This is a genomic window from Brevundimonas sp. VNH65 (assembly GCF_049445955.1).
In the GTDB taxonomy this organism is placed as follows: domain Bacteria; phylum Pseudomonadota; class Alphaproteobacteria; order Caulobacterales; family Caulobacteraceae; genus Brevundimonas.
This window is the reverse complement of the sequence record NZ_JBMSDX010000002.1, coordinates 116472-136346: the sequence shown is the minus strand read 5'-3', so window position 1 is coordinate 136346 and position 19875 is coordinate 116472. Positions and strand designations below refer to the sequence as shown.

The 19875-nt window shown below is 70.3% G+C and carries 16 protein-coding genes and 1 tRNA gene; 4 read left to right on the top strand and 13 right to left on the bottom strand.

All coding sequences use genetic code 11. From position 1 onward, the window contains the following. The first annotated feature begins 13 nt into the window (after positions 1–13). Positions 14–2296 (top strand): NADP-dependent malic enzyme, encoded by a 2283-nt coding sequence (locus ACO2Q1_RS04540; RefSeq protein WP_423328755.1) that lies wholly within the window; start codon positions 14–16, stop codon positions 2294–2296. A gap of 22 nt (positions 2297–2318) precedes the next feature. On the opposite strand, the gene ACO2Q1_RS04535 is transcribed toward ACO2Q1_RS04540, so the two are convergent. The 10 genes from ACO2Q1_RS04535 to tsaD all read right to left on the bottom strand — a co-directional run bounded on the left by ACO2Q1_RS04535 (position 2319) and on the right by tsaD (position 12969). Further along, positions 2319–3683: an AmpG family muropeptide MFS transporter gene (locus ACO2Q1_RS04535; RefSeq protein WP_423328356.1), complete on the bottom strand. Its 1365-nt coding sequence runs from the start codon at positions 3681–3683 to the stop codon at positions 2319–2321. Positions 3684–3714: 31 nt separating this feature from the next. Beyond that, entirely contained in the window at positions 3715–5412 is a 1698-nt protein-coding gene (locus ACO2Q1_RS04530) for a response regulator (protein WP_423328355.1), read from the bottom strand. Between the two features lie 209 nt (positions 5413–5621). After that, positions 5622–7199 (bottom strand): YifB family Mg chelatase-like AAA ATPase, encoded by a 1578-nt coding sequence (locus ACO2Q1_RS04525; protein ID WP_423328354.1) that lies wholly within the window; start codon positions 7197–7199, stop codon positions 5622–5624. 58 nt (positions 7200–7257) lie between these two features. Next, on the bottom strand, positions 7258–8202 hold the full coding sequence (gshB, locus tag ACO2Q1_RS04520; protein ID WP_423328353.1) for a glutathione synthase: 945 nt from the start codon (positions 8200–8202) through the stop codon (positions 7258–7260). A 45-nt stretch (positions 8203–8247) separates the two neighbouring features. Next, entirely contained in the window at positions 8248–9078 is an 831-nt protein-coding gene (locus tag ACO2Q1_RS04515) for a transglutaminase family protein (protein WP_423328352.1), read from the bottom strand. Then, positions 9075–9506 carry a YraN family protein gene (locus ACO2Q1_RS04510; RefSeq protein ID WP_423328351.1) on the bottom strand — a complete coding sequence of 144 codons (432 nt, stop codon included), beginning with the start codon at positions 9504–9506 and terminating at the stop codon, positions 9075–9077. The genes ACO2Q1_RS04515 and ACO2Q1_RS04510 overlap by 4 nt, the downstream gene beginning before the upstream one ends. After that, positions 9503–10378: a 16S rRNA (cytidine(1402)-2'-O)-methyltransferase gene (gene rsmI / locus ACO2Q1_RS04505; protein WP_423328350.1), complete on the bottom strand. Its 876-nt coding sequence runs from the start codon at positions 10376–10378 to the stop codon at positions 9503–9505. The genes ACO2Q1_RS04510 and rsmI overlap by 4 nt, the downstream gene beginning before the upstream one ends. 57 nt (positions 10379–10435) lie before the next feature. After that, positions 10436–10813 carry a Rieske (2Fe-2S) protein gene (locus ACO2Q1_RS04500; protein WP_423328349.1) on the bottom strand — a complete coding sequence of 126 codons (378 nt, stop codon included), beginning with the start codon at positions 10811–10813 and terminating at the stop codon, positions 10436–10438. A gap of 9 nt (positions 10814–10822) precedes the next feature. Then, positions 10823–11821 carry an NAD(P)H-dependent glycerol-3-phosphate dehydrogenase gene (locus tag ACO2Q1_RS04495; RefSeq protein ID WP_423328348.1) on the bottom strand — a complete coding sequence of 333 codons (999 nt, stop codon included), beginning with the start codon at positions 11819–11821 and terminating at the stop codon, positions 10823–10825. Between the two features lie 14 nt (positions 11822–11835). Further along, positions 11836–12969, bottom strand: coding sequence for a tRNA (adenosine(37)-N6)-threonylcarbamoyltransferase complex transferase subunit TsaD (tsaD, locus tag ACO2Q1_RS04490; RefSeq protein ID WP_423328347.1), 1134 nt, complete (start codon positions 12967–12969; stop codon positions 11836–11838). A gap of 47 nt (positions 12970–13016) precedes the next feature. On the opposite strand from tsaD, the gene hemC reads away from it, so the two are divergent. From hemC to ACO2Q1_RS04475, 3 genes are all read left to right on the top strand, one after another. Beyond that, a complete protein-coding gene (gene hemC, locus ACO2Q1_RS04485; protein WP_423328346.1) occupies positions 13017–13988 on the top strand; it encodes a hydroxymethylbilane synthase in 972 nt (323 codons plus the stop codon). Beyond that, positions 13985–14692, top strand: coding sequence for a uroporphyrinogen-III synthase (locus tag ACO2Q1_RS04480; RefSeq protein WP_423328754.1), 708 nt, complete (start codon positions 13985–13987; stop codon positions 14690–14692). Before hemC ends, ACO2Q1_RS04480 begins: the two co-directional genes overlap by 4 nt. Before the next feature lie 38 nt (positions 14693–14730). Beyond that, a tRNA-Thr gene (locus ACO2Q1_RS04475) sits at positions 14731–14806 on the top strand. Between the two features lie 57 nt (positions 14807–14863). Here the strand turns inward: ACO2Q1_RS04475 and murJ are convergent. From murJ to ACO2Q1_RS04460, 3 genes are all read right to left on the bottom strand, one after another. After that, positions 14864–16456 carry a murein biosynthesis integral membrane protein MurJ gene (gene murJ, locus ACO2Q1_RS04470; protein WP_423328345.1) on the bottom strand — a complete coding sequence of 531 codons (1593 nt, stop codon included), beginning with the start codon at positions 16454–16456 and terminating at the stop codon, positions 14864–14866. Positions 16457–17453: 997 nt separating this feature from the next. Beyond that, positions 17454–19139 (bottom strand): M28 family metallopeptidase, encoded by a 1686-nt coding sequence (locus ACO2Q1_RS04465; protein WP_423328344.1) that lies wholly within the window; start codon positions 19137–19139, stop codon positions 17454–17456. A gap of 97 nt (positions 19140–19236) precedes the next feature. Continuing rightward, complete coding sequence (locus ACO2Q1_RS04460; RefSeq protein ID WP_423328343.1) at positions 19237–19821, bottom strand: DUF1579 domain-containing protein; 585 nt, start codon at positions 19819–19821, stop codon at positions 19237–19239. Positions 19822–19875 lie beyond the last annotated feature (54 nt).

Sequence of the window (19875 nt, the reverse complement as noted above, 5' to 3'; positions counted from 1 at the left end):
CGACGGACCCTCCATGCCCGACCTGACCGACAAGCAGACTTTTTCCGATCAGGACGCGTTGGATTTCCACCGCCTGCCGACGCCCGGCAAGATCTCCATGGCCCCGACCAAGCCGATGGCGACCCAGAGGGACCTGTCCCTGGCCTATTCGCCGGGCGTAGCCCTGCCGGTGTTGGCCATCGCCCAGGATGCCGACCTGGCCTACGACTACACCGCCAAGGGCAATACGGTCGCCGTCATCTCCAACGGCACGGCCATTCTGGGCCTGGGCAACCTCGGCCACATGGCGTCCAAGCCGGTGATGGAGGGCAAGTCCGTCCTCTTCAAACGGTTCGCCGACGTCGACAGCTTCGATATCGAGGTGAAGACCACCGATCCCGATGAGTTCGTCACCGTGGTGAAGAACATCGGCGACACCTGGGGCGGCATCAATCTGGAGGACATCAAGTCCCCCGAATGCTTCGTCATCGAGAGCGAGCTGCAGGACCTGCTCGACATCCCGGTGTTTCACGACGACCAGCACGGCACCGCCATCATCTCCACCGCCGGCCTGATCAACGCCGCTCATATCGTCGGCAAGAAGCTGGAAGACCTGAAGGTGGTCCTTGCGGGCGCCGGGGCGGCCGGCCTGTCGTCCATCGCCCTGATGAAGGCGGCGGGCGTCCGGGCCGAGAACACCGTCATCGTCGACCGCGACGGCGTGGTCTACAAGGGCCGCCCCACCGGGATGGACCAGTGGAAGGCGGCCCACGCCACCGACACGTCTCATCGCACGCTCGCGGACGCCATGGTCGGCGCCGACGTCGTCATCGGCCTGGCGGCCAAGGGTGCGATCACCAAGGAGATGGTGGCGACCATGGCGCCCAACCCCATCATCTTCGCCATGGCCAATCCGGATCCGGAGATCACGCCCGAGGACGTGCTGTCGGTCCGGTCGGACGCCATCATCGCCACGGGCCGGTCGGACTATCCGAACCAGGTCAACAACGTGCTCGCCTTCCCCTATCTGTTCCGGGGCGCGCTGGACGTGCGCGCCCGGCGGATCAATCACGAGATGAAGGTCGCCTGCGCCCAGGCCCTGGCCGCCCTGGCGCGCGAGGACGTGCCGGACGAGGTCGCCGCCGCCTATTCGGGCCGCAAGCTGAAGTTCGGGCCGGACTACATCATCCCGACGCCATTCGATCCGCGCCTGATCTGGTACATTCCGCCCTTCATCGCCCAGGTGGCCATGGAGACGGGCGTGGCCCGTCGTCCGATCGAGGACATGGAGGCCTACCGGGCCTCCCTGCGGCGTCGCGTCGATCCGACCGCCGCCCTGATGCACAAGATCTCGTCCGCCGTGCGCGCTGCGCCGGACAAGCGTGTCGTCTTCGCCGAAGGGGAGGAAACCTCGGTGATCCGCGCCGCCTGGGGCTTCAAGCAGGCGGAACTGGGCACGCCGGTCCTGATCGGCCGCGAGGAGCTGATCCGTCAGAACGCCGCCGAGGCCGGACTGAACTTCGACGATCTGGGCATCGAGATCGTCAACGCCCGGGTTTCGCACAAGAATGCGCAGTATACGGATTGGCTTTACGCCAAGCTGCAGCGGCGCGGTTATCTGAAGCGCGACGTCCAGCGCATGATCAACCAGGACCGCAACTATTTCGCCGCCGCCATGGTCGCGCATGGCGATGCGGATGCGGTGGTGACCGGCGCCACCCGCAACTTCAACATGGTGCTGAAAGAGATCCGCCGCGTCCTGGACGTCAAGGAGCGGATGATCGGCCTGTCGATCCTGCTGTCCAAGGGGCGGACCCTGTTCGTCGCCGACACCTCGATCCACGAACTGCCCAACGCCGAGGAACTGGCCGAGATCGCCATCCAGGCGGCCGAGACCGTCAAGAAGCTGGGCCGTCAGCCGCGCGTGGCCTTTCTGTCCTATTCGACCTTCGGCAACCCTCCCGGCGACCGGGCGGAAAAGGTGCGCGAGGCCATCCGCATCCTTGACCAGCGCGGGGCCGATTTCGAGTACGAGGGCGAGATGCCGCCCGAGCTGGCGCTGGAGCCGGAACAGCGCGACGCCTATCCGTTCATGCGCCTGACCGGCCACGCCAATGTCCTGGTCATGCCGGCCATCCATTCGGCCTCAATCTCGACGCGCCTGGTCCAGTCTCTGGGCGGCGCGACGGTGATCGGCCCGTTGCTGGTCGGGCTGGAGAAGCCGGTCCAGATCGTCAGCCTGGGCGCCTCGGTGAGCGAGATCATCACCGCCGCCACCTTCGCCGCCTACGACGGGGTAACGGGACCGGTGGAATAGGTTTCGACGCCGGGCCCGGGCTTCAGCCCCCGGCCTCGACCTGTCGTTTCAGCCGCTGGTTTCGACGCTCCAGAAACCAGCAGAGGATGACCGCCGGTACGCCGACCAGGGCCGTGCCGGCGAAGAACAGCGCATAGGCGGTCATCAGGGCGTGCCCCTGTTCCAGGCTCTCGACAACGACGCCCGAGAAGCCCTTCAGGAACTTGCCGAGCAGGGCGTAGAACGAGCTCAGCAGCGCATACTGCGTCGCCGTATAGCCGATGCCGGTCAGGCTGGACATGTAGGCGACAAGGGCCGAGCCGGCGAAACCTTCCGAGAAGTTCTCGACGAACAGCACCGCCCCGAACATCGGCGTGGACAGGCCGGTCAGAGCCATCAGCGTATAGCCGAGGTTCGACATCGGCCCGATCAGGGCGCCTAGCAGAAGCGTCGGCCCGAAGCCGAAGCGGACGGCGCTCAGCCCGCCCGCCGCGATGCCGAGGAAGGCGGCGACCAGTCCGACGCTGAGCCGCATCGCGCCGATGGCCTCCTTGGTCAGACCGAGGTCGATGTAGAACGGTCCGACCATGGGACCCATCACGAAGTCCGGCAGGCGATACAGGCTGATCGCCGCCAACATAAGGAAGGCGGCGGCCTTGTGGGTCTTCAGGAAGTTGATGAAGGGCCCGACCACCGCATCAAACAGGCCGCGCGGCGTCCAGGGCGGGGCGCCCCCGGTGGCGGCGGCGATCTCTCGCCGGTCCACCGGCTCCCTGGCGCAAAGGGTGGCGACGATGGCGATGGCCATGGCCGCGCCCCAGATCGCATAGGCCCCATTCCATCCGAACCAACTGGCGAAGAACAGGATCAGGGCGTTGCCGGCGAGGATGGCGGAGCGATAGCCCAGTTGATACGCCGAGGTCAGCAGACCCATGTCCTCGTCGCTCTCGGCGCTTTCGATCCGCCAGGCGTCGACGGCGATGTCCTGGGTGGCCGAGGCGAAGGCCGTCACGAGAGCCGCGACGCCGAGGGCGGTCAAGCCGCCTTCAGGCCCGATCAACGCCATGGAGATCAGGGCGCCGCCGACGACCAATTGGGACAGAAGCATCCAGCCCCGTCGCCGGCCGAGCCGACCCAGCAGCGGCACATCGAAGCGATCAACGACAGGGGCCCAGATGAATTTGAAGGAGTAGGCCAGGCCTACCCAGGAAATGAAGCCGATGGCCGACAGGGCGACGTCGCCTTCGGCCAGCCAAATGCTCAAGGTGGCCCCGGTCAGCAGGAAGGGCAGGCCGGACCCGAAGCCGAGCAACAGAGTGATGAGCACGCGAGCCCGCCCCAGCGCCCGCAACACATCGCCGGCCCCCGCCTTGCGCGGCGCGGACCCGGTGCTGGGATTTTCGGTCATCGACGTCTCCCGACGCCCCATGGGCGCCAAATCAGACGGCGACCATGAAACGGTTGTCGCGGTTCGTCCAGCGGGTCAGGGCCTGGCGCAGGGCGTCGGGCTCCAGCGGCTTGACCAGATGGTCGTCCATCCCGGCTTCCAGACAGGCGCGGCGGTCCTCGGCGAAGGCGTTGGCGGTCAGGGCGACGATCGGCGTCTGGTCCCCGCCCTCCCGAATGGCGCGCGTCGCGGTCGGGCCGTCCATGCCCGGCATCCGCATGTCCATGAAGATCAGGTCGTAGCGGGCGCGCTTCAGCGCCTGCAACGCCTCATGGCCCGTCGCCGCCGTCTCGACCGTGCAGCCCTCGCGGCGCAGCAGGGTCTTGGCGAGAAGGGCGCCGACCGGATTGTCCTCGACGAGCAGGACACGCGTCCCGGCGAACTTGGCCGGCGCCACGCGATCGTCGTCGGCCGGCGTCGGCGCCGCGCCCGGGGCGGACGAAAGGCCGGCGGCGGCCAGAACGCGCTCGGCCAGGGAGGCGCGACGCAGCGGCTTGATCAGATAGCCCCGGAATCCGGCGGCGCGGTAACGGTCGATCAGATCGCGCTCGGTCGGTTTCAACAGAACGACGGCGCGCCCCTCGGCCGGACGTTCCGCCAACTGCCCCGGCGCGGCTGCGGCGTGGTCGATCAACGTCACAGGCGCCGTCTCGGCGACCGCACCGCCTGACGCCCGTATCTGGCGCCCGGCGGCGGCCAGGATGAAGGGATGCGGCGAGACGACCGCGACCTCCATACCTTCCAGCGGGCGGCTGCGGGGCGTGGGTTCGGCCACGGCGTCGAACGCAGCCTCGAAACGGAACCGGGACCCGGGCGAGGGCGCGCGGGCGCGGCGTCCGAACGGCTGTTCCGCGACCGGACGGTCCATGACGGTGATCTGGCCGTCCATCGCGTGGACCAGGCGACGCACGACGGCCAGGCCCAGGCCGGCGCCGCCGAAACGGGTGGCGTCCGAGGCGTCGACGTGGCCGAACTCCTCGAAGATGCGCTCACGCGCCTCTTCGGGCACGCCGGGGCCGGTGTCGTCGATGATGAAGGCCAGGCGCGGCCGTTCGTCGGTCCCGCCCGCCCGCTCCACGGCGACGGAGACACCGCCGGCTTCGGTGAACTTGACCGCGTTCCCGGCGAGATTGAACAGGATCTGCCGCAGCCGGCCCTCGTCGGCGAGGATATCGGGCGCGTCCTCGGCCACCGACCAGACGATCTCCAGCCCCTTGTCGTGGGCGCGCGGACTGAGCAATTCGGCGACGCCGCGCGCGAGGCTTTCGAGATCGACCGGCGCCGGGTCGAAATCCAGCTTTCCGGCGTCGAGGCGCGCATAATCCAGCAGATCGTTGACGAGGCCCAGCAGGTGTTCGGCCGATTCCCGCGCCGCCTCGGCATAGGCCTTCTGGGCCCCGTTCAGCTGGGTGCGGGACAGCAGGCCCAACATGCCGATCACCCCGTTCAGAGGGGTGCGCATCTCGTGGCTCATCAGCCGCAGGAACTGTTCCGGCGCCTGGACCTGGACCGGTTCGGCCGGGCGGCGGGTCCAGGAGGCCGGGCTCGCCGGGCGGCTCGGCGCGGAGGGCTGGGAGACGCCTGGGGCGGCGTCGGCGCCCGGCGCCACATAGGCGTCGGGGCGCGCCGGGCGCGGGGGGCTCGGATAGACGGGGCGGGGATAGCTGGGGGAACCGCCTGAGGCGCTCACGCCGGATGCCCTTCGCACGCTGAGGGATGACAGCCCAAGGTGCCTGTCCAAGGGTTAATGACGACTCAACGACAACACGATCTGGGACGATGGGAGCGAGGTAGGGGCTGGACCGCGCCTGACCTGAGGTCGGCGCTGGGACACCGGGTGCACGGCTCGCTGCAAGACGCCTTGCCGTACCCCAAAGTCAGCTTCGGCGACACCGCTGTTCAGAACGCGGGCCAGCCGGCCTCGTTCTTCGCAGCCTGACGGTCGAAACCCGCCTGCGCCTCGCCGGTCGCGCGGCGGTAGATCAGGGCCTCGGCGATATGGCGGCGGAGGACGCCGGTCGACCCTTCGAGATCGGCGATCGTGCGGGCCAGCCGCAAGGTGCGCGTCCATCCTCTGGCGGTCAGCCCTCCGACCTCGCCCGCGCGCATCAGCAACGCCTTTCCCGCCTCGTCCGGCGCGGCGAAACGATCCAGGGCGTCGCCGGAGGCGCGGGCGTTCAAGCCCTGGGACGCATCGAGCCCGGCGGCGGCGGCCCGCTCCATCTGGGCGGCGCGGGCGGCGGCCACCCGCGCGGCGGCTTCGGCCGTGCCCTCGGCCGGCGGCGGCAGGGCCATGTCGGCGGCGGTGACGGGCGGGGTGTCCACCGTCAGGTCGATGCGGTCGAACATCGGACCGGAAATACGGTTCTGATAGTCCTTCTGGCACCTCGGAGCCTTGCCGCAGGCGCCCTTGCCCGCCCCGCCCAGGCCGCAACGGCAGGGGTTCATCGCGGCGATCAGCTGGAACCGCGCCGGATACCTCACATGGTGGTTGGCGCGCGCCACGACGATTTCACCCGTCTCCAGCGGCTGGCGCAGGCTGTCCAGGGCCTGGGGGGAGTATTCGGGCAGTTCGTCGAGGAACAGCACGCCGTTGTGGGCCAAGGAGGCCTCGCCGGGCTTCGCGCGATGGCCGCCGCCGGTCAGGGCCGCCATGGAGGCCGAATGGTGCGGACTGCGGAACGGACGGTCGCGGGTCAGGGCCCCGCGCTCGATCAGCCCGGCCATCGACCAGACCATCGAGGTCTCCAGCAGCTCCGGCGGGGTCAGCGGCGGCAACAATCCCGGCAGACGCGCCGCCATCATCGACTTGCCCGAACCCGGCGGGCCGACGAACAGCAGATTGTGGCCACCCGCCGCCGCCAGCTCCAGCGCCCGCTTGGCGCTTTCCTGACCCTTGACCTCCCGCAAGTCCGGTCCGTGCGTCCCGGCCGCCATCGGCCCCGGCTGGGGCGCGGCCATGATCTGGGTCCCCTTGAAATGGTTGATCAGGGCGATCAGCGACCGGGGCGCCAGGATGCGGGCGTCGCCCGCCCAGGCCGCCTCGGGCCCATTGGCCTCCGGACAGATCAGGCCCAGCCCCATGGCCGAGACGGCGACGGCGGCGGGCAGGCTGCCGCCCACCGGCGCGATCCGGCCGTCCAGCCCCAGCTCGCCCAGCGCCGCCCAGCCGTCCAGAGCGTCCGGCGCCACCACCTGCATGGAAGCCAGCAAGGCCAGGGCGATCGGCAGGTCGAAATGACTGCCTTCCTTGGGCAGGTCGGCGGGCGCCAGGTTGGCGATGATCCGCCGCGCCGGCAGCGCCAGCCCGATCCCGGCGAAGGCGCCGCGCACCCGTTCCCGGCTCTCGGCCACCGCCTTGTCCGGCAGGCCGACGATGTTGAAATGGCCGTGGTCGCTGTTCAGCTGCTGGACCTGAACGTCCACCCGCCGCGCCTCGACCCCCTCGAACGCCACCGTCGCGATGCTCGCCAGCATATCATCGTTCTCCCGAAAGAGAACGAACCACGAACAAGATTGAAATGCAAGACCCGCGTTATGCGGCGCGTTTCCGCTCGATCACGTCCCACATGGCGGCGGTCGCATCGACGCCGGTGAACTGTTTCAGCTGCTGGGCGCCTGTGGGCGAGGTGACGTTAATCTCGGTCAGATAGTCGCCGATCACATCGATGCCGACGAAGATCAGGCCGCGTTCCTTCAGCGTCGGGCCTATGGCCTTGCAGATCTCCAGGTCGCGCGCCGTCAGCTCGACCGGGGCGGCCACGCCGCCGACGCGCAGGTTGGACCGGACCTGATCCTTGGCCGGGATGCGGTTGATGGCGCCGACCGGTTCGCCGTCGACCAGCAGGATCCGCTTGTCGCCCTTGCTGACCGCCGGGATGAATTTCTGGATCACCAGAGGATCGCGCGAACCTGTGGCGTGAATCTCGATGAGAGCCTCAAGATTGGGATCGTCGGCCTTCAACCGCACAACGCCCGAACCGGCCGCGCCGTGCAGGGGCTTCAGCACCACATCGCCATGCCGCCTGTGGAAGTCGACGAGGGCGACCGGGTCCGAACTGATCAGGGTCGGCGGGGTCAGGCCTGGGAACCGGGTCACCAGCAGTTTTTCGGGCGCCGAGCGCACCTCCGCCGGGTCGTTGACCACCAGGGTCTTCGGGTGGACCGTCTCCAGCAGATAGGTCGCCGTCACATAGGCCATGTCGAAGGGCGGGTCCTGACGCATCAGGATGACGTCGACGTCGGCGCCGAGATCCAGCTTCACCTCTTCGCCCAGGCTGACATGGTCGCCCTTCGTCTGGCGCAGCTTGGCCGGACGCGCCCGGCAGAACAGCCGCCCCTCTTCCAGCGCCAGGGTGCGAAAATCATAGACCCACAGGGCGTGGCCGCGCTCCTGGGCCGTGGTCATCATCAACCAGGTCGTGTCGCTGTCGATGTTGACCGCCTCGATGGGGTCCATCTGGACCGCGACCTTCAGCATGGGGAGCTCCTGAACCTGCGCCGCTCAGCTAAGGGGCGCGGGCGCTCAGTTCAACCTCAGCCTCAGCCGTTCGACGCCCGGCGGGGGCATGAAGACCGCTTCTCCGGCCGTGGCGCGGGCGCGGTCCAGCGCCTGCAACGCCCCGGCGAGCGCCCCCTGGCGTTCACGCGCCGCCGCCACATCCAGCCAGGGCCGATGGTCCTCCGGCCCCAACAGCGCGCGCCGCACGGCCGACCGTTCGGCGGCGGCATGGTCGCCCCTTCGCATGGCGCGATGAAACTGCAGCCCATGCAGGCGGATCAGCGCTTGGCGATCGGTCACCGGCGCCATCAGCAGGTCCAGCCGGCCCGCCACATAGGGCGTCAGGCCGGCGAGCAGCGCCCGTCGCGTCAGTTCGCTGGGCAGGACGATGCGACCGTGGCTGAAGGGGTCCAGCGCCACCGGGCCGACCTCGGTTTCCACCCGCAGGAGGAAGTGGTTGGGAAAATCGACGCCCTGGACCTGGATTCCGGCTTCCCGCGCCGCGTGCAGATAGAACAGCGCCAGTGTTCCCGAGAGACCGCGTCGCCGCCCGGCTGCGGCGATGATGTCGGTGTTGGCCGGATCGCCGCCGTCCAGCGCCCCGTCGTCCAGCAGGTCGCCGTCCAGTCCGAAGTCGGACGCCAGGGTCTCGGTCAGGGCGTCGTCATGCGACTCCCAGCCCATGCGCTCGCTCAGCCGCGCCGCCGCCGCGGCCGCCAGGCGTCGCACCGGCTCCGGGTCGCGGAACGGATGATCATGGAGGGCGCAGGCGATGGCCGCCTCCAGCAAGGGAAAGTCGTCGTCCGGCCCTTGGCCGAATGCGAGCAGCTGCGCCTCCGCCTCGTCGCGCGTCACCTGTCATCCCTCCCGGACGGGCCCACGCCGGCAAGATGACGCGGAAGCCGCCGGGGAGCCAGCGCCACCATATCGATTCTCAACACATGGCCCTCCAGACTGGGGCGTCCGCGCAACACCGCGCGGCCTGCGGCCAGCAGGCGGGCGTGCTGGGCGGGGGTGAGGGCCAGCAGGGCGGCGTCGAGGGTCGCGCGCCGCTTGACCTCGATCACGGCAAGGACGCCGCGGCGCGCCGCCAGGATGTCGATCTCCGCCCCGGCGACCTTCAGCCGAAAGCCGAGAATTCGCCAGCCGCGCAGCATCAGCCACAGCACCGCGATCCATTCGGCGCCGCGACCGTCCTGCCGCGCCCGGCCGCCCCGATCGCGCCGCCAGCCCGTCGTCGGCGGGCGCTTCGGCCGCACAGGGCGAAGCCGGGCCGGCTTCATCCGGCCTCTTTCAGCTCCAGCGCACGGCGATACAGCGCCTTGCGGTTCAGATCGAAGGCCCGCGCCACCTCGGACGCCGCCTCACCGGGCGGCAAACGCGTCAGGGCTTCTCTCAAGGCCGCGTCTGCGTCGGCCTCGCTGGTCGCCTCGACCGCCCCCGGGCCGATGACGACGACGATCTCGCCCTTGGGAGCCTGACAGCGCGGATTGGCGGCCAATTCAGCCAGGGTTCCGCGCACGCACTCTTCATGCAGCTTGGTCAGTTCGCGGGTCACGGCGGCCGGGCGGTCACCGAGCACCTCGGCCATATCCGCCAGGCTGTCGGCGAGGCGCGGCCCGCTTTCGAACAGCACCAGGGTCTGCCGCCCCGGCTTTAGCTCGGCCAGCATCGTCCGGCGGGCGCCGGACTTGGGCGGCAGAAAGCCGGCGAACAGCACCCGGTCCGAGGGCAGGGCCGCCAGGTTCAGCGCCGCCAGCAAGCTGGAGGCGCCCGGGATCGGGTGGACCGGCAGGCCCGCCTCCACCACTGCCCGCGCCACCACGAAACCGGGATCTGAAACCATGGGCGTTCCGGCGTCCGACACCAGGGCCACCACCTGGCCCTCGGCGATCCGCTGCACGGCCCCCTCGGCCGCGCGGGCGGAGGCGTGATCGTCGCACCGCTCCAGTTTGGCCTTGAGCCCATAGGCCTGCAGCAACTTGGCCGACACCCGTGTGTCCTCGGCCAGCACCAGGTCCGCCGCCGCCAGCACGTCCAGCGCCCGCAGGGTCATGTCCCTCAGGTTGCCGATCGGCGTCGCCACAAGATACAGGCCGGGCGACACCGGGCGGGGCGGCGGGGCTGCGGGAGGAAAGGGTGAGCGTTCGGTCATCGCGTCACAGGGTGCCAGCCCCGCCCGGCCTTTCCAAGCGATGGAGACGACAAGGCGTCAGGCCGTGCGCACGATCCCGTCGGTCACCGTGACCGGCCAGGGCGTCAGCTTTCCGCCGGCGCAGGGTCCGCCGACACAGGCGCCGCTGACGGGTTCGAACACCGCCCCATGCCAGCCGCACAGGATCAGGGCGCCGTCGGGCGTCAGATAGCGATCCAACTCCACGGCGATGGGAAAGCCCGCGTGTGGGCAGCGATCGACCCAGCCGACCGTCTCTCCATCCTTGCGCACCACGAAGCCGTGAAAGAAGGCCTCGCCGATCTGCAGCACGAAACCGCGCGACCCCGGCTCGGCGAGGTCGTCATGGGCGCACAGGGCCACGCCGGGCGGAGTCTTCCAGACGCGTTGGCGTTCGGCGGGAGCGGGGTCGGTCACGGGCGGCGATCAATCCCGTTCGGCGCGCAGGGGGCGCGACAGCAGATCCTCCATCGCCTGTTCGACCGTGGTCTCTCCGGCCAGCACGGCGGCGACGCTTTCGCAGATGGGCGTCTCCACCCCCAGGCGAGCCGCCAGGTCCCGTACGGCGGGCGCGCTCTCATAGCCCTCCGCCACCGACCGTTTGCCGGCCAGGGCCTGTTCGACCGTCTGGCCCTGGCCGAGGGCCAGACCCAGGCTCATGTTGCGCGACATCGGGCTGGAACAGGTCAGGACCAGATCGCCGAGACCGCACAGGCCGGCGACGGTCTCGGCCCGCCCGCCCAGGGCGACGGCCAGCCGCGTCATCTCGGCGAAGCCCCGGGTGATCAGGGCGGCGTGGGCGCTGCGCCCGAGGTTGCGGCCCTCGACGATGCCCGCGCCGACGGCCAGCACGTTCTTCAGCGCCCCGCCGGCCTCCGCCCCGATCAGGTCCGTGGCCAGGTACGGGCGGAAGGCCGGGGCGGACAGGGCGGTCATCAGGGCCTCGCCGAGCGCGGCGTCCTCACAAGCCAGGGTCACCGCCGTCGGCAGGCCGCGCGCCACGTCGGCGGCGAAACTGGGCCCGGACAGGACGGCGACGGTCGCGCCGGGAATCTCTTCTTCCAGCACCTGGGTCATCAGCTTCAGCGATCCCCGCTCGATCCCCTTGGCGCAGAGAATGATCGGCGTCCCCGGCCGATAGTGGGGCGCGAAGGCGCGCATGACGCCGCGCAGATGCTGGGCCGGCGGCACGGCCAGGATGAGGTCGCGATCGGCGAGGTCGGACAGATCCGGCGTGACCTGCACCCGGTCGCCCAGCACCACGCCGGGCAGGAAGGCATCGTTGACGCGGCGGGCGCGGATGCTGTCCACGACCTCCGGCTCGCGCGCCTGAAGCAGGACATTCAGCCCCGCGCATCCCGCCGTCTGGGCCAGGGCCGTGCCCCAGGCTCCGGCCCCGATCACGCCTGCGCTGCTGAACTCCATGCGTCTTCCCACCCTTACGCCTTCGCGCCCTTGCGGCCCGGTTTGTGCGCAGGATCAACCAGCGCCCGCGCTTCGTCCAGCGGCCAGCGCGGGCGCGCCGCCATATCGATATCCGACGTCAGGCCCAGGGCCAGCCGCTCCGCCCCGGCCAGGGCGATCATGGCGGCGTTGTCAGTGCAATAGGCCATGGGCGGCGCGAGGAAATCAAAGCCATGGTCGGCCGCCGTCTTCTCCAGCACCGCACGCACCGTGCGATTGGCGGCGACGCCCCCGGCGACGACGAAGAGCTTCTGCGCGTGCCGCTCGGCGTAGTCGCGCATCGCCCGCGCGGAGCGTTCCGACAACTGACGCGCGATGGCGGTCTGGACAGCGTCGGCCAGATCGGCGCGATCCTGGTCGGTCTCGCAGGTCTGGGCCAGACGCGAGGCGGCGGTCTTCAGCCCCGAGAACGAAAAATCGCAGTCCTTGCGGCCCAGAAGGGCGCGCGGCAGGTCGAAGCGGGCGCCGTCTCCGGTCGCAGCCAGTTTTTCCAGCGCAGGACCGCCGGGATAGCCCAGCCCCATGGCCTTGGCGATCTTGTCGAAGGCCTCGCCGGCCGCATCGTCGATCGTCGTGCCCAGCCGGCTCATGTCGCCGATGCCGCGCACCTCCAGCAACTGGCAATGGCCGCCCGACACCAGCAACAGCAGGAAGGGATAGGCGATCCGCCGCGCCAGACGCGCCGACACGGCGTGCCCCTCCAGATGGTTCACGCCCACGAAGGGCAGGCCGCGCGCCAGAGCCACGGCCTTGCCGAACCCCAGACCGACCATGACTCCGCCGATCAGGCCCGGCCCGGCCGTGGCGGCCACCCCGTCCAGCGCCCCATAGTCGAGGCCCGCCTCGGCCATGGCGCGGCGCGCGACGCCGTCGATCATCTCCACATGGCTACGGGCGGCGATCTCGGGCACGACGCCGCCGAAGGCGGCATGGTCCTCGACCTGGCTGTGGATCACCGAGGACAGTACGGCGGCCTCGCCGTCCGGCGACAACCGCACCACCGAGGCGGCGGTTTCGTCGCAGCTGGTCTCGAAACCCAGCACCGTCAGCGCCCGGCCTTGACCTGGGTCAGTTGCCGCGCCCGGTTCGCTGCTATAGTCCGCGCCCATCGTCATCGGGTCGAGGTAGCGACCCCCTTCGGTCTGCGCAACGCCTGATGCCCGCCTCTTTCTCTCCCGTCCTGCGTATCGGAACGCGCCGCTCGAAGCTGGCTCTGGCCCAGTCCGGCATGATGCAGCGCGCCATCGCCCGCGCGTTGCAGGTCGAGCCCGAACGGGTGGAACTGGTCGAGATCGTCACCACGGGCGACCGGGTGCAGGATCGCCGCCTGCTGGAGATCGGCGGCAAGGCCCTGTTCACCAAGGAGATCGAGGAGGCGCTGCTGGACTGCCGCGTCGATCTGGCCGTCCATTCGATGAAGGACGTGCCGGCCGACCAGCCTGAGGGCCTGGACATCCTGGCGGTCCCGCTGCGGGAAGACGCCGCCGACGCGTTCATCTCCCATGCGGTCGCGAGCTTCGCCGACCTGCCGATCGGCGCGCGACTGGGCACGGCCAGTCTGCGCCGCCAGGCCCAGGCCCTGGCCCTGCGTCCCGATCTGAAGATCGAGATGTTGCGCGGCAATGTCGACACCCGCCTGCGTCGTCTTCAGGAAGGGGATTTCGACGCCATCCTGCTGGCGGCCTCGGGCCTGAACCGGCTGGGCCTTTCGGAGGTGATCCGCGAGCGCCTTTCGCTCGACGACTTTCTCCCGGCGCCCGGGCAGGGGGCGCTGGCGATCCAGGGGCGCGCCGCCGATCGGGAACGCCATGCCGACTGGATCGCCGCCCTGAACCACGGCCCGACCGCGACGGCCGTCGCGGCCGAACGCGGCGCCATGGTCGCGCTGGAGGGATCGTGCCGCACCGCCGTGGGGGCCCACGCCCGCATCGACGGCGACGTCCTGACCCTGACCACCGAAATCCTGGCGCCCAACGGCGCGGCCCGCTGGCGGCGATCCGGCGCGATGGCCCAGGCGACCTCGGCGAACGCCCTGGCCGAGGCCCGCGCCCTGGGCGAGCGGCTGGGCGGCGAGGTCCATGCGGCGTCCGGGGATCAGGAGATCACCGACGCGGAGCTGTCGACCTGACCGGGCGGCTGAAGGTCTGGGTCACCCGCGCCCGCCCCGGCGCCGAGCGGACGGCCGAACGACTGGCGGCGGCAGGCTTCACGCCGATCGTCGCCCCCCTTCTGAACATCGTCCCCCTCACGCCGGCCCTGCCCGTCGTGAACCATTTCGACGGCCTGGTCTTCACCAGCGCCAACGGCGTCGCCGCCTTCGTCGCGCTCGCGGGCGCGGAGGCGACGCTGGATCATCCGGTCTTCGCCGTCGGCGCCGCCACGGCCCGGGCCGCGACCCAGGCAGGCTTCCGGACCGTCGTTTCGGCCGACGGCGACGCCCGGGACCTGGCGGTCCTGATCCGGCGACGGGGAGCGGGCCCCCGCCTTCTGGCGCCCGGCGCCGATCGCCCGGCCGCCGACCTGTCGGCGCTCGTCGGCGGCGCGGCGGAGGTCGCCCCGCTGATCGTCTATCGCGCCGAGCCGACGGCGGCGCCCGCGCCTGAGGCGTTCGACGCCGTGCTGATCCACTCGCCGCGCGCGGCCCAGGCATTGGCGACACGTCTCGCGCTGCAGAACGCCGGAGCGTGCGCCGCCGTCGCCATCTCCCCGGCCGCCGCCGAACCCCTGTTCAGCCTGGGATTCGCGACCCTCTTCGTCGCCGAACGGCCTGACGAACCGGCGATGTTCGCCGCGCTCAAGGCGGCGCTTGGCAAGCCGCCCGCCGACGTATAAAGAGCCCTCCTCTCACGCCGGGCCACGCCCGCGCCGGAGCCGCTTTAGCTCAGCTGGTAGAGCACCTCATTCGTAATGAGGGGGTCAGGTGTTCGAGTCACCTAAGCGGCACCACCTTTCCAGTGTCCTGATGGCCGCCCGCACAGCCTATGCGGTCGCGCGGGCGCCGGGTCAGAGGTCGATCGCCGGTGCCGCGCCGGGTTCGCGCCGCAGCACGCCTCTCAGCTCGCGCAGGCTGGTCGCGCGGAGACCCAGCAGGGCCAGGGCGTAGACGACCGCCCCTCCGCCGCAGACGACCAGCACCGCCATCTCCTTGGCTAGGAACAGCCGGCTGAGCAGTGGATACTGCCATCCGGCCAGGAGCAGCGCCCCGGCCATCACGGCCACGGCGGCCAGGACCCGGCTCATCCGCCCGATGAAGGCCGGCGACGGGCGCCAGACGTTTTCACGCATCAGCGTCCCGGCCAGCAGACCCACGTTCAGCCAGGCCGACAGGCTGGTGGCGATGGCCAGGCCCAGCACGCCGTCGATCCCGTTGCGGCGGAACAGATAGAACAACCCCGCCCCGACCACGACGGTGAACACCACCGCCGTCACGGCATAGATCATCGGCCGCCGCGTATCCTGGCGCGCGAAGAAGGGCGGGGTCAGCACCTTGGCCAGGACGAAGGCCGGCACGCCCCAGGCGAACTGTCTCAGGGCGTCCGCCGTCCGCGCCGCATCGGCCGAGGTGAAGGCCCCGCGCGTCACGGTGGCGTCGATGATGAAATAGGGAATGACCAACAGGGCCGCCGCCGCCGGCAGGGTGAAGACCATCGCCAGGGTGAAGCCGTCGTCCAGCGTCCGTCGCCCGCCCGCCTCGTCGCCCGACACGAAGGCCCTGGTCAGGCGCGGCACCAGGGCCAGGCCGATGGCCACCCCGATCAGGCCCAGCGGCAACTGGTACAGCCGGTCGGCGTTGTAAAGCACCGACCGGGCGCCCTCGTCCGAGCCGGTCAGCACCTGGGACACGACCGAATTGATCTGCATCGCCCCGCCCGCCAGGGCGCCGGGCACGGCCAGGCCCAGGGCCCGCTTCACCGTCGGCGACAGCCGGGGCAGACCCAGCCTGACCCGCACGCCCAGCCGACTGACGCCCCACCACAGCAGGCCCGCCTGAACCACGCCCGACGCCGTCACCGCCGCGCTGGTCGCCAGCAGGATCAGGGTCGCATCGTCCGTCACGAACCGCCCGGCCACGAGCGGGATCAGGGTGCAGATGTTCAGGAACACCGGCACCGCCGCCGTCAGGGCGAACCGCCCGCCCGTGTTCAGCACCCCCGACAGCAGGGAGGCGATGGTCATACAGGCCAGATAGGGCATGGCCAGCTGGGTCGCGATCACCGCCGTGCGCGTCACGCCGGCGTCGTCACGCCAGGCCGACAACAGCCAGGGCATGATCCACGGCAGGGCCGCCTGCATGGCGATACAGAAGGCCGCCACCACGGCGAAGATGAAGCTGACGGCCTGGGACGCCACCTCGGCCGCCGCCGCCTCGCCCTCCTTTTCGCGCACGGAGCCGTAGATGGGCACGAAGGCCTGGGCGAAGGCGCCCTCGGCGAACAGGCGCCGGAACAGGTTGGGCAGCATCAGGGCCGTGGCCCAGACGTCCATCAGGGCCCCTTGGCCGAAACTGGCCGACAGGGCGAGATCCCGCGCAAACCCCAGGACGCGACTGCCCAGCGTCAGGCCGGACTGAACCAGGGTGTTGCGCGCCAGACTCATACAGATTCCGCCCTCAGGACCGCCCACCGGGACGACCAAAACCGCTTAGCGCGCCGGGGGCTGTGGCGCGATGGGAATCGTCTCCCGGCCCCGGGGAGTAGGAACGCCCGGGACGGATCGACGGCGCGTGAGCCTGGGTTGGCGGTCCGGTCGTCGGATCGCGTGCGATCCTTCTCCGGGCGGGGAGATTTGCCCCCTCCACCGCCCGCCGATCGCTGCGCGATCGGACCCCTCCACCGCCTTCGGCGGTCCCCCTCCCCCATGCGGGGGAGGAGAAGACAAGCGTGGTCGGCTTCACGGCGGGGGCCTGAAGGGTGCGGGAGGGGCGGAGCGCCGGGCCTCGCCCGGTCTGTGGGATAGAAGTACCGTTTTCGACGAAGGCCTGATGTCGCTCCGCGCGAGGCCTGGACGGGAGGAGCGACGGGGGGGCGCTGATTGGCGCCGGCGTCGAATAGCCCCCCGGCGGGCGGGTCGGCCGGCGCGGCCGATCCCCGGAACGGTCGGGATTTCAACTCCGACCCAGCCTCGGCTCCGAAAAGGTTCCCCTCCGCGGTCGAGGCGGCGAGCCTCCGATCTGGAACCCCGCCCCCGCTGTCTCGCCTCCACCACCCGCAGGTCGCCGGCCGACGGCCCTCCCGTGCGGCGGAGTGGGGGTATTATGGGGCAGGTCTCACCTGTGGCCGGAAGAGGGGCGCAAGTTTCGTGGAAAGGTGAGGGAAATCAGCGAATCCGGGCGTTGAAGTGTGATGGAAGGAACCCCTGTTCCGACACGTCTCCCTCTCCCGGTTGGGAGAGGGATTGAGCGCACGGCGGCGCAGCCGTCGTCCTGGCGCTCAAGGGTGAGGGGACGGACGGTGGGGTCGGCGTGAGCCGTGTCACGGGCGGTGCGACGGCTGTCGCCGAAGGCTGGACCGTCCCCTCATCCGTCTCGCGCGAGCCACCTTCTCCCAACAGGGAGAAGGAAAGTGGGGGGCGCTCCCTGTGTGGGCGCGGGCGTCTATTGCGACCTGGGGCGCTGGTCGGCGCTGGCGGCGCGGGCGGGGCCGAATTCGGAGCCGGGCTTCCATTCGGGCCAGTCGCGGCTGTTCGCCAGGGCGCGGCCGAACTCGTAGTAGACGTTCAGGTCCTCGATCTGGCCGCTGTAGTCCCAGTCGGCCGACCATTCGTCGTCGGCCTGGTGATACCGGCGGGCGCGGTAGTCGTCGCGGGCGGCGTTGCGCGCGGCGATCGGTTCGTCGCGGAAGTCGCCCGCCGAGGCGCCGTAGGCCATGGGCACGCCCTTCTGGGCCAGGGGGAAGTGGTCGGAGCGGAAATAGATGCCCGCCGGCGCGCCGCCGTCGGGCAGGACCGTGCGGCCCTGGGCCTCGACCAAGGCGGTGGTGCGCTCATCCAGATCGGAATGGCCCAGGCCGACGATGCTGAAGCCCGTGGTGCGGCCGTAGATGTTGGCCGAATCGATGTTGATCCCGCCCGCCGTCGTCTCCAGCGGATAGAGGGGGTTGGCGGCGTAGTAGGCGGAGCCCAGCAGTCCGCTTTCTTCGGCGGTGAAGGAGATCATGACCACCGAGCGTTTCGGCTGGGGCCCGCGACCGAACTGGCGCGCCAGCTCCAGCAGGGCGGCGGTGCCCGAGGCGTTGTCGACCGCGCCGTTGAAGATGGCGTCGCCGTTGGCGTCGGGACTGCCGACCCCGATATGGTCCCAGTGGCCGGTGTAGAGGACGGTCTCGTCCGGCCAGGTGGAGCCTTCCAGCCGGGCCACGACATTGTGGGTCTCGATCTTGCTGGAGGCCAGGTCGTACATGCCGCTGAAGCTGGCGCCCGGCAGTTCGACGGGACGGAAGTCACGCTGGCGCGCCTGGACCTTCAGGGCCTCGAAATCCAGGCCGGCCTGCCGGAACAGCTGCACCGCGACGTCGCGCTGGATCCAGGCCTCGACCGGCACGCGCTCTTTCGCCGGATCGGCGCGGACGATGTCGAACTGGGGCGCGGTCCAGGAGTTCCTGACCGTGCCCCAGCCGTAGGAGGCGGGGCGGTCCTCATGGACGATCAGGACGCCGGCCGCGCCCTGGCGGGCGGCCTCTTCGTACTTGTAGGTCCAGCGGCCGTAATAGGTCATGGCCCGGCCGCCGAAGGTGTCCAGCTCCGGCGCCTCGAAGTCGGCGTCGTTGACCAGGACGACGATGATCTTGCCCCGGACGTCGACGTCCTTGAAGTCGTCCCAGGAACGCTCCGGCGCGTCGATGCCGTAGCCGACGAAGACCAGGGGCTTGTTCATCAGCATGACGTGGCCCGAGCCGTTTCCGGCGGCGGGCAGGCGGGTGGACATGACGATCTGTTCGCCCTGGACCAGGGGCAGGGTCCAATCGCCGACCTTGAGCCGGCCCGAGGCGTTCGAGACCTGGAACCGGTTGAGGCCCACGGCCTGGGTCCACAGGCGCGTGCCGTCGGCCTGGAGGTCGCCGCCGGGCTGGAAGCCGGCCTCGGCGTAGCCCCTGGACAGATAGTCGACGACCTTCTGCTCCGCCGGGGTGGCGATGCCGCGTCCCTCGAAATCGTCGGCCGAGAGGATGCGGATGTCGTCCGACAGCCGCTGGGCGCTGAATTGCGGCGCGGTCTGGGCCAGCAGCGGGGCCGGGGCGGCCAGAACGGCGGCGATGACGGCGAGGGACGGGACGATGCGCATGAAGACTCCGGCGACGGACGAACGGTAAGCGGAGCGGACCCTATTCAGCCCGACGGCGTCTGTCGATGCGGCGAAGCCGGGTTCGGCGTCCGGGCCTTCACGGGATCGGCGAAACCGCGCCGGCCGCCGGCCAGCCCGTGTCGCCGATCCGGTCCAGCTTCATCTCGATGACGCGCATCGGCGGGCGTCCTTCCATCAGATAGTCGCCGGTTTCGATCCACTGGCCGTCGATCAGCTTCATCTCGTAGCGGATCTGGCCGCGCGCCGTGGTCACCGTCCATTTGAAGCCCTGCCCGTCAGCCTCGATGGGCACGTCGGTGGCCTGACCGTTGGCGTAGGAGCGCATCATGAAGCGGTCGGCCTGATCGTCCCAGCTGATGACGGCGAAGGCGTTGAACAGGGTCGAGCCGTCGTCATTGTGGCTGCGCCCTTCGATGACCCGCAGGGAGCCGCCCAGCATGGTCCCGATCCGCTCGGTGTGGGGCATGGTCCGGCTCTGGCCCGGGCCGGTCATGGCGGTGGCGGTTCCGCGCCATTCGCCATCCATCCAGGCGAGGGTCTTCATGGCTTCGCGCTGTTCGTCCGTGCCCATGGGGTGCTGGGCCTGGGCCAGGGCGGACGCCGGTGCGGCGAGGAGAACAAGGGCGAAAAGGCGGGCGTTGAACGGACGCGTGAAGGACATGGGACAGGCGCTCCGTGGCGGAAGCTTCGATCCTGTATCGAGATCGGCGTTCAC